The 9,170-nt window shown below is 72.3% G+C and carries 8 protein-coding genes; 4 read left to right on the top strand and 4 right to left on the bottom strand.

Features of this window, described 5'->3' with window-relative positions; all coding sequences use genetic code 11:
- Positions 1-1,534: S9 family peptidase (locus ACTIR_RS23360; RefSeq protein WP_084789504.1), on the top strand; the 1,534-nt coding region annotated here is incomplete at its 5' end.
- 33 nt (positions 1,535-1,567) lie between these two features.
- Here ACTIR_RS23360 and ACTIR_RS0113965 read toward each other — a convergent pair.
- Both ACTIR_RS0113965 and ACTIR_RS0113960 read right to left on the bottom strand, forming a co-directional pair.
- A complete protein-coding gene (locus ACTIR_RS0113965) occupies positions 1,568-2,221 on the bottom strand; it encodes an RES family NAD+ phosphorylase (RefSeq protein ID WP_026454753.1) in 654 nt (217 codons plus the stop codon).
- Between the two features lie 34 nt (positions 2,222-2,255).
- Positions 2,256-2,843, bottom strand: a complete 588-nt coding sequence (locus ACTIR_RS0113960; RefSeq protein WP_026454752.1) for a helix-turn-helix domain-containing protein — start codon at positions 2,841-2,843, stop codon at positions 2,256-2,258.
- Between the two features lie 227 nt (positions 2,844-3,070).
- Here ACTIR_RS0113960 and ACTIR_RS0113955 point away from each other — a divergent pair, with 227 nt between their 5' ends.
- Positions 3,071-3,472, top strand: a complete 402-nt coding sequence (locus ACTIR_RS0113955) for an NUDIX hydrolase (protein WP_026454751.1) — start codon at positions 3,071-3,073, stop codon at positions 3,470-3,472.
- A 116-nt stretch (positions 3,473-3,588) separates the two neighbouring features.
- Here ACTIR_RS0113955 and ACTIR_RS23355 read toward each other — a convergent pair whose 3' ends face one another.
- Positions 3,589-4,044 (bottom strand): DUF4440 domain-containing protein, encoded by a 456-nt coding sequence (locus ACTIR_RS23355; protein ID WP_084789502.1) that lies wholly within the window; start codon positions 4,042-4,044, stop codon positions 3,589-3,591.
- Positions 4,023-4,700: an MBL fold metallo-hydrolase gene (locus tag ACTIR_RS0113945; protein ID WP_026454750.1), complete on the bottom strand. Its 678-nt coding sequence runs from the start codon at positions 4,698-4,700 to the stop codon at positions 4,023-4,025. The genes ACTIR_RS23355 and ACTIR_RS0113945 overlap by 22 nt, the downstream gene beginning before the upstream one ends.
- Positions 4,701-4,962: 262 nt before the next feature.
- On the opposite strand from ACTIR_RS0113945, the gene ACTIR_RS0113940 reads away from it, so the two are divergent.
- Both ACTIR_RS0113940 and uvrA read left to right on the top strand, forming a co-directional pair.
- Positions 4,963-6,093, top strand: coding sequence for an acyltransferase family protein (locus tag ACTIR_RS0113940; RefSeq protein WP_026454749.1), 1,131 nt, complete (start codon positions 4,963-4,965; stop codon positions 6,091-6,093).
- A gap of 156 nt (positions 6,094-6,249) precedes the next feature.
- Positions 6,250-9,108: an excinuclease ABC subunit UvrA gene (gene uvrA, locus ACTIR_RS0113930; RefSeq protein ID WP_026454748.1), complete on the top strand. Its 2,859-nt coding sequence runs from the start codon at positions 6,250-6,252 to the stop codon at positions 9,106-9,108.
- The last annotated feature ends 62 nt before the right edge of the window (positions 9,109-9,170 follow it).

Below are 9,170 nucleotides of genomic sequence, written 5' to 3'. Positions count from 1 at the left end.
GCCGAACTGCCTGTTCGTGGTCGACCTCGGCGGGGTCGCCGGGGCCGACCACGGGACCGGTGGGGCCTCCGGCGCGGACGACGCCGTACCGGAGGAGCCGGTGCGGCTCACCGACCGCGCGGTGTCCGTCGAGGACCCGGCGTGGACACCGGACGGGCGCAGGCTGGTCGTGGTCGTCCCGCGGGACGGCGACCGGACGGAGACGTTGCACCGGGACCTCGGTGCCGTGCCCGCCGACGCCGCGGCACCGGTGCTGCCGGAGCCGGTGGTGCGGGGTGCGGGGGACGTGGCCCGACCGGTGGTCACCGACGACGGCACCGTGTACTTCTACGGCACCGAGTTCCGCGGTTTCGCCGCCGTCGCCCGCAACACCGGGTTGTGGGCCGCCACCCTGCCCGACCCGGGCACGGTCGCCACCCCACGGCGCCTGACCGACGCCGAGACGGTGGACTGCGCCCGCGACGCGGGCCCTCCCGCGCCGTACGGCGACGGGATGCTGGTCGCCGTGCTGCACCGGGGTGCCGTCGAACTGCGCTCGGTGCCCCGGGACGGTGACCGCGTGGACCTGACCGGGCTCACCGTGCTCTCCGGCGGGCGGGCCGCCGTGCGCGGCTTCGCCGTCGACGGGACCCGGATCGCGGTGGTCCGCGCGGGTCCGGCGGACACCGGTGAGGTGACCGTGCTCGGATCCGACGGGACGGAGACCACCCCGACCGACTTCTCCGCGCCCCTGCGTGCGGCGGGGGTGCGCCCGGCCGAGGAGCTGAGCACCCACGCACCGGACGGGTATCCCGTGCACGGCTGGCTGGTCCGGCCGGACGGTCCGGGACCGCATCCGGTGCTGCTCGTCGTCCACGGGGGACCGTTCGCCCAGTACGAGTGGAGCCTGTTCGACGAGGCACAGGTCTACGCCTCCGCCGGGTACGCGGTGGTCCTGGGCAATCCGCGCGGCTCGGCCGGGTACGGGCAACGACACGCGCGGGCCGTCCTCGGGCGGTTCGGCACCGTGGACGCCGACGACCTGCTGGCGCTGCTGGACGCCGCCCTCGCCCGTCCGGGCACGGACGCCGACCGGGTCGGGGTGATGGGCGGTTCCTACGGCGGGTTCATGACCGGGTGGCTCGCCGCCCACCACGGACAACGCTTCCGCGCCGCGTGGAGCGAACGGGCCGTCAACGCCTGGGACTCGTTCACCGGCAGTTCCGACATCGGCTGGTGGTTCGCCGACGAGTACGTCGGCGCGGACCCGGAACGACAGCGGGCCGCGAGTCCCCTGACCCACGCCGACCGGATCACGCTGCCGTTCGCGGTGGTGCACTCGGAGCAGGACCTGCGGTGCCCGATCGAGCAGGCCCAACGGATGTTCGTCGCCCTGCGGCGCAACGGCACCGAGGCGGAGCTGCTCGTCTTCCCCGGCGAGGGACACGAACTGACCCGGTCGGGCCGGCCCCGGCACCGGGTGCAGCGTTTCGAGGCGGTGCTCGACTGGTGGCACCGGCACCTGCCGGTGGGGGAGGAGTCGCCGGCCGGGTGACCCGGGCCCGCGCCGCCGGGCCGGTTACCCGGCTCAGTTCAGCATCACGTAGTTGAGTTCCTCGCACACCCGGCTCAACGGCACGTCGAGACCGGGATGGTCGAGCGGGAGCAGGACGTCCGGTGCGTCGGGCAGCGACCCGCCCGCGGGCGGGTCCCACAGGCACACGGCCGGTTCCCCGGAATCCATCGAGGAGCGGTACCAGACACCGTCGAGGCTGCGGTAGGCCGCCCGGATCGCGCGGGCCCAGGCCTGGGTGATCTTCTTCGGGCCGCTGGAGATCTCCTGGGAGGCGCCGACCCGGGTCGGCCACAGCCCGCACAGGTCGAGCAGCCGCAGGGTGCGTGCGGGCCGGACGACGACGAGGTGGGGACCACGGGTCTTGCGGTCCACCGTCGAGGTGGTCTGGAACACCTCGGCCACGCTCGTGCGCACCGACAGTCCGAAGTAGAGGACCCCGTTGTTCCGGTCGGTGACGATGTCGCCGTGCCGGGGTTGCTGCGGGTCGAACCGGCCGTGCGGCAGCGGCCCCGTGTAGCGGAAGGTGTCCCACCGCTGGGGGTGGTTGCCGTGCGCGGTGTACACCCGGACCAGCCGGGTAGCGGGGTGCACGGCGACGATGTCCTCGGTCGGACGCAGCTCGTTGGCCAGTACGGCCTTCGACGGCGGCCGGGGCAGCCTTGCCATGGAACGTGACTAACCGATCTCGCGTGTCGCCGGGTCAGATCGCGGTACCGAGCGTACCGGCGAGCGCGGCCACCGGCTCGGGGTCACCACCCGCCAACAGCCACTGGCGCGGCGTGGCCGGCCTGCCGTTGATCACGAGGTCGGACTGGGGGGTGCTCATGAAGGCGGCGACCACCAGCGCGGGCTGGTCCCCGGGCACCGCCCGCAGCACGGTGTCGAGGCCCGGCAGAACCCCGTCGGCCGTGAACTGCCAGGCGGGCAGGCGCCACCCGCCCTGCGACTTCCAGCCGGTCAGGCGGTGCTCCTTGAGCCGGTGGCGGACACGGCTGTCGTCGACACCGAGTTTCGCCGCCGCGTCCGCGACGGTCAGGGCGGACTCGGCCAGCACCGCGTGGGCGGCGACCGTGCGTGCCCGGTAGTCGTTCTCGTCGTCCCGCCGGGCGGAGAGGTCGAACCCGACGTCGGTCAGGGCCGCGCGCTGGTCGGTCGAGAAGTAATGCGCCGGGTTCGGGCTCGGCGGTGTCAACCGCTTCGCCGCGTCCTCGACCAGCGCCAGGAACTCGGTCGGCCGCACGTTGAGGCCCGCCTTGGCCAACACGGTCTCCAGCGCCACGGTCGTCATGCACCCAGACTAACCCGCGTGTGCGGGTTCGTGCGCTCGCGCCGGTCCGGTGTGTCGCAGATCACGGAAAGCGACACGATCCCACAGGAACGAACAGCGGAGGTCACCGGCTCTCTACACACCGTGACCAGTCTGCTGTATTGCGTGACCGACGTCCAGGGTGGCGCGGCCGAGCGGGACGAAGGTCGTCCGGCGGCCCCCGGGACCGCCGGGCTAGCGTGGCCGGGATGAGCGGTGTGATCGACAGTGTGTCGTGGGTGCTGGTGCGGGGGCGGACGGTGCTGTTCGTGCGGACCGGGGGCCGGAGCAGGTTCTACCTCCCCGGCGGCAAGCGGGAGCCCGGGGAGACCGACGCGGGCTGCCTCACCCGGGAGGTCCGCGAGGAACTCGGCGTCCGGCTCGACGCGGCGAGTCTGCGCCGGTTCGCCGACCTGGACGAGCCCGCGGACGGCTACACCGACGGGCGCCGGGTGCACATGACCGCCTACACCGCCGACCACCACGGCCGGCTCACGCCGCAGGGGGAGGTGGCCGAACTGGCGTGGTTCGGCACGGCCGACGCGGACCGGGTTCCCGCCGCGGGCCGTCGGGTGCTGGGCCTGCTCGCCGAACGCGGCGAGATCGACTGACCGGGGACGCGGTCTGTGGCTCCGTCCGTCGCCCCGGTTCAGCCGAAGGTGGGCGCCTGCGGTTCTCCCGCCGTCGTCGAGCGCCGGGCAGACCGGCGGATCGTCAGTCCGGCGGGTCAGACGGCCGTCTCGTGCACGTGTCGCCATTTCCACCGGTGAGGCCCCGTGGGAAGGGAGCTGTTGTCGGGTGCGCCGTCGTCCGGTGCGACGGCGCACAGCAGGGCGCTGACGATCCGTACGTCGACCCCACCGTCGTCCTCGTGCCGTTCCGTGAAGCGGACCAGAACGGTGTCCCGGGTGGCATGCACCGTCCACACGTCGTACACCGTGATTCGCAGCGTGGGCCGGGTGCCGCGGGCGGCCGCCAGTCCGTCGAGGAGCCGGGGTCCCGGCACCACCTCGCCCGCGGTCGACACCAGGGTGAAGTCGGCGGTGTGGGACGCACGGAAGGCCGTGAGCGCCTCCGGATCCGACCCGTTGAGCCAGCGGGCGAGTCGCTCGTGGTGGGTGCGGACCTCGGACGCGATCGTTTCGGCCGGGACCTGCCCGCTCACCAGCCCCGTTCCCGCCACTCGGCGAGCTTCGGACGCTCCGCGCCGAGGGTCGAGTCGTCGCCGTGGCCGGGGTAGAACCACGTGTCGTCCGGCAGCGCCGCGAAGACCCGCTGCTCGACGTCGTCGAGCAGGGAGGTGAACTCCTCCGGCGAGTTCGTCTTGCCCACCCCGCCGGGGAACAGCGAGTCGCCGGTGAACAGGTGCGGGTGCCCGGCCGGGTCCCGGTACAGCAGGGCGATCGAACCCGGGGTGTGTCCGCGGAGGTGGACGACCTCCAGCGTGCACTCGCCGACCGTGATCGTGTCGCCGTGCTCGACCAGGAGGTCCGGCGGCACCGGCAGCGGGTCGGCGTCGGCCGGGTGCGCGACCGTGTTCGCGCCGTGCGCCCCGGCGACCGCTCCGAGTGCCTGCCAGTGGTCGGGGTGCTGGTGGGTGGTGACCACGGTCCGCAGGGACGGACGGTCCGGTCCGTGGCCGACGAGGTCGGACAGGCGGTCCGAGTCGTTCGCCGCGTCGATCAGCAACGCCTCCCCGGTGGCGCGGCAGACCAGCAGGTAGGCGTTGTTGTCCATCGGGCCGACCGACAGCTTCGTGATGGTCAGTGCCTCGAGGACCCGACGCGCGGCGTCCCCGTTCGGTTCGACATGGCCGGTGTAGTGCTCGGTGACGTTCACCGTGCACACGGTAATAGCCGGGCCGACCCTGCTCGACCCGACACGACAGCACGGGGCTACCGTGCTGGAACCACCCTGTCAGGTGACCGTCGAGTGCTGGGGGGAACTCATGGCCACGACCGCGGACACAGGTGTGTCGCCCGGGCCGGGCCCGCGACCGGAGGCGCCTGCGCCTCCGGTGGACGCGGCACCGCTTCCGCCGTCGCCACCGCCGGAGGCGCCCGCGGACACCACGGCCCGGCGCCCGTCCGCACCGCGCCGGATGAGCTGGGATCTCATCCGGGTGGTGGCGATCCTGTTCGTGATGGCGGGCCACCTCACCGGGCTGGCGTCCACCCTCCCCGGGATCGAGCCCTACCCGGTGCAGGTGGTGGTCCCGTTCGGCACGATCACCCTGTTGGTGTTGTCCGGGTACTTCGTCGGCCCGACCCGGCGGCGCGGTGCGGCCGGACGGTGGTTCCGGGCGCGGCTCGCCCGGCTGCTGCCCGCCTACCTGGTGGCGGTGCTCGCGGTCTACACGATCACCCGGGCCGTGGTGGTGCCGTTCAACGGCTGGCAGCACCGCGACGGGGTGCTCGGGTTCCTGTTCGGTGACCCGGTGCGCCCCGCCGGGCCCGTTGCCGACGCGCCGCCCGCGTGGCACGTGCCCGACCTCGAGGACCTGCTGACGCACGCCCTTCTCCTGCACGAGTGGATGCCCGGCACGTTCATCGACGGCTCCTACTGGACGCTGCCGCTCCAGGTCACCGCGTTCGCCGCGGCGGCCGTGTTGTGGCGGTGGAAACTGCACCGCGTCGTGGGCGCGACCACCGTCCTGTGGGTGGTGCTGGCGGCCTCGGCCGGTTCGGTCGTGCTGGACATGATCCTGCCGCAACTGCCCACCGCGTCCGGGCTGTACCGTGCCTACCTGTTCGCGGCGGGTGCCGCCATCTGGCTGTGGCAGCAGCGCCGGATACCCACCATCCACCTGGTCTTCCTGCTCGCAACGGCCGTGGTGATCCAGGCGTTCCGGTCGGGCGGCCCGGCCGTCGCGGTGGTCGTGTGCTTCACGGTCATGCTCGTGGGCATGTGCCTCGCCGCACGCGGGCGCGACTGGGACTTCCCCGTGCTGCGGTGGCTCCGGCGGCCCGTGGGGTGGCTCGCCGGGATCAGCTACTGCCTCTACCTGGTGCACCAGCAGCTCGGATACGTGCTGACCCGGGCGCTCGTGGAGGCGGGGGTGACCCCGTGGTGGTTACGCTTGGCCGTGGTGGTCGCGGCGGCGGTCGTCGCGGCCTGGCTGCTCACCGTGCTCGTCGAACGGCCGGCGCACCGCGCGCTGACCCGGCCGCGTGCCGCGGGAGGGGCCCGGGAGGACGCCGCGCGGACCGTTCCTGTCGGTGGTGCCCCCTAACATGGTCACCGCCGACCGACGGCGCACCAGCGTGACCGTCAGGGTGACCGCCACCGTGCCCGACACCGCCGTGCCGGGCACGGCCGTGTGGGACGACCGACGGGGATGCGGCCGTACCCGGCACGGCGTTGACACACCAGTCGAAAGGGACTTCGGGTGGCTGACCACCTCGTGATTCGGGGCGCCCGCGAGCACAATCTGCGCGGCGTCGACATCGACCTGCCCAGGGACAGCCTGATCGTGTTCACCGGCCTGTCCGGGTCGGGGAAGTCGAGCCTCGCGTTCGACACCATCTTCGCCGAGGGGCAGCGGCGGTACGTGGAGTCGCTGTCCGCCTACGCGCGGCAGTTCCTCGGCCAGATGGACAAGCCGGACGTCGAGTTCATCGAGGGCCTGTCCCCGGCGGTGTCGATCGACCAGAAGTCGACCTCGCGCAACCCCCGCTCCACCGTCGGGACGATCACGGAGGTCTACGACTACCTCCGCCTGCTCTACGCCCGCGCCGGTTCGCCGCACTGCCCCCAGTGCGGCGAACCCATCAGCAAACAGACCCCGCAGCAGATCGTCGACCAGGTGCTCGACATGGAGGAGCGCACCCGGTTCCAGGTGCTCGCTCCGGTCGTGCGGGGGCGCAAGGGCGAGTACGTCGACCTGTTCGCCAATCTCCAGCAGCAGGGCTTCGCCCGGGTCCGGGTGGACGGCACCGTGTATCCGCTGAGCGAGCCCCCGAAGCTGAAGAAGCAGGAGAAGCACGACATCGGCGTGGTCGTCGACCGCCTCACGGTGAAGCCGAGTGCGAAGCAGCGGCTCACCGACTCGGTCGAGACGGCGCTGCGGCTGGCCGACGGCCTGGTCGAGCTGGAGTTCGTCGATCTGCCCGAGGACGACCCGCACCGCAGGCGCGGCTTCTCCGAGAACCTCGCCTGCCCGAACGGGCACCCGCTGGAGATCGAGGACCTCGAACCGCGGTCGTTCTCGTTCAACTCGCCCTACGGCGCCTGCCCGGTGTGCACCGGCATCGGCGTCCGCAAGGAGGTCGACCCGGAGCTGGTGGTGCCCGACGAGGACCTCTCCCTGGCCGACGGCGCGATCGCACCGTGGGCGGGCGGGCAGAGCGCCGACTACTTCCAGCGCCTGCTGGAGTCGCTGGCGGGCACGGTCGGGTTCCGGATGGACACCCCCTGGCGCAAGCTCCCGGCCAAGGCCCAGAAGGCGGTGCTGCACGGCGTGGACGAGCAGGTCCACGTCCGCTACCGCAACCGCTACGGCAGGCAGCGTTCCTACTACGCCACGTTCGAGGGCATCATCCCGTTCCTGGAGCGGCGGCACGAGCAGACCGACTCGGACTGGGCGCGGGAACGCTACGAGGGCTACATGCGCGAGGTGCCGTGTCCGGCCTGCCGCGGCGCCCGGCTGAAACCCGAGATCCTGGCGGTGACCCTGGAGCACGCCGAGCACGGACACCGTTCGATCGCCGAGGTGTGCGCGCTGTCGGTGGCCGAGTCCTCGGAGTTCCTGGACGGGCTGGTGCTCGGGCAGCGGGAGGAGATGATCGCCGGCGCGGTGCTGAAGGAGATCCAGGCCCGGCTGCACTTCCTGCTCGACGTCGGGCTCGACTACCTCTCGCTCGACCGCGCGGCGGGCACCCTCTCCGGCGGGGAGGCCCAGCGCATCCGGCTGGCCACGCAGATCGGCTCCGGTCTGGTGGGGGTGCTGTACGTGCTCGACGAGCCGTCGATCGGGCTGCACCAGCGGGACAACCACCGGCTGATCGAGACGCTCAGCCGGTTGCGCGACCTGGGCAACACGCTGATCGTCGTCGAGCACGACGAGGACACCGTCCGGTCGGCCGACTGGGTGGTCGACATCGGGCCCGGCGCGGGGGAACACGGCGGGCACATCGTGCACAGCGGCCCCGTCGGCGAACTGGAGGCCAACCACGACTCGCTCACCGGTGACTACCTCGCCCGCAGGCGGGAGATCCCGGTGCCCGACCTGCGCAGGCCCGCCGACCGCAAGCGCCAGGTCACAGTCGTGGGGGCGCGGGAGAACAACCTGCGCAACATCGACGTGTCGTTCCCGCTGGGCTGTCTGATCTCGGTGACCGGGGTCTCCGGCTCGGGCAAGTCCACCCTGGTCAACGACATCCTCGCGGTGACACTGGCGAACAAGGTGAACAACGCACGTCAGGTGCCGGGGCGGCACACCCGCGTGCGCGGGGTCCAGCACGTCGACAAGCTCGTGCAGGTCGACCAGTCACCGATCGGCCGCACGCCCCGGTCGAACCCGGCCACCTACACCGGCGTCTGGGACCACGTGCGCAAGCTGTTCGCGGCCACCACCGAGGCGAAGGTGCGCGGATACCAGCCGGGCCGGTTCTCGTTCAACGTCAAGGGCGGCCGGTGCGAGGCGTGTGCGGGCGACGGCACGATCCGCATCGAGATGAACTTCCTGCCGGACGTCTACGTGCCGTGCGAGGTGTGCAAGGGTGCCCGGTACAACCGGGAGACCCTCGAGGTGCACTACAAGGGCAAGACGGTCGCCGACGTGCTCGACATGCCGATCGAGGAGGCCGCCGAGTTCTTCGAGCCGATCAAGGCCATTCACCGGCACCTGCGGACGCTGGTGGACGTCGGGCTCGGCTACGTGCGGCTCGGGCAGCCCGCGCCGACCCTGTCCGGGGGCGAGGCCCAGCGGGTCAAGCTCGCCAGCGAGCTGCAGAAGCGCTCCACCGGCAAGACCGTCTACATCCTCGACGAGCCCACCACCGGCCTGCACTTCGACGACATCCGCAAGCTGCTCGGCGTGGTCAACGGTCTGGTCGACAAGGGCAACACCGTCGTGGTCATCGAGCACAACCTGGACGTCGTCAAGACCTCCGACTGGATCATCGACATGGGGCCGGAGGGTGGTTCCGGCGGGGGCACGGTCGTCGCCGAGGGGACACCGGAGCAGGTCGCCGCCATGGAGGACAGCTACACCGGCCGGTTCCTCGCCCCCGTGCTCGGCGACTGACCCGGCCGCGGCGTGCGCGGCCGGTCACCGCGTACGCCGACGGCGCGGCACTGCCCGGCGCT

Source organism: Saccharomonospora iraqiensis subsp. iraqiensis (assembly GCF_000430445.1).
Classification (GTDB): Bacteria; Actinomycetota; Actinomycetes; order Mycobacteriales; family Pseudonocardiaceae; genus Saccharomonospora; species Saccharomonospora iraqiensis.
Note: the sequence above shows the minus strand (reverse complement) of the source record. Positions and strands in the feature narration are given on the sequence as shown.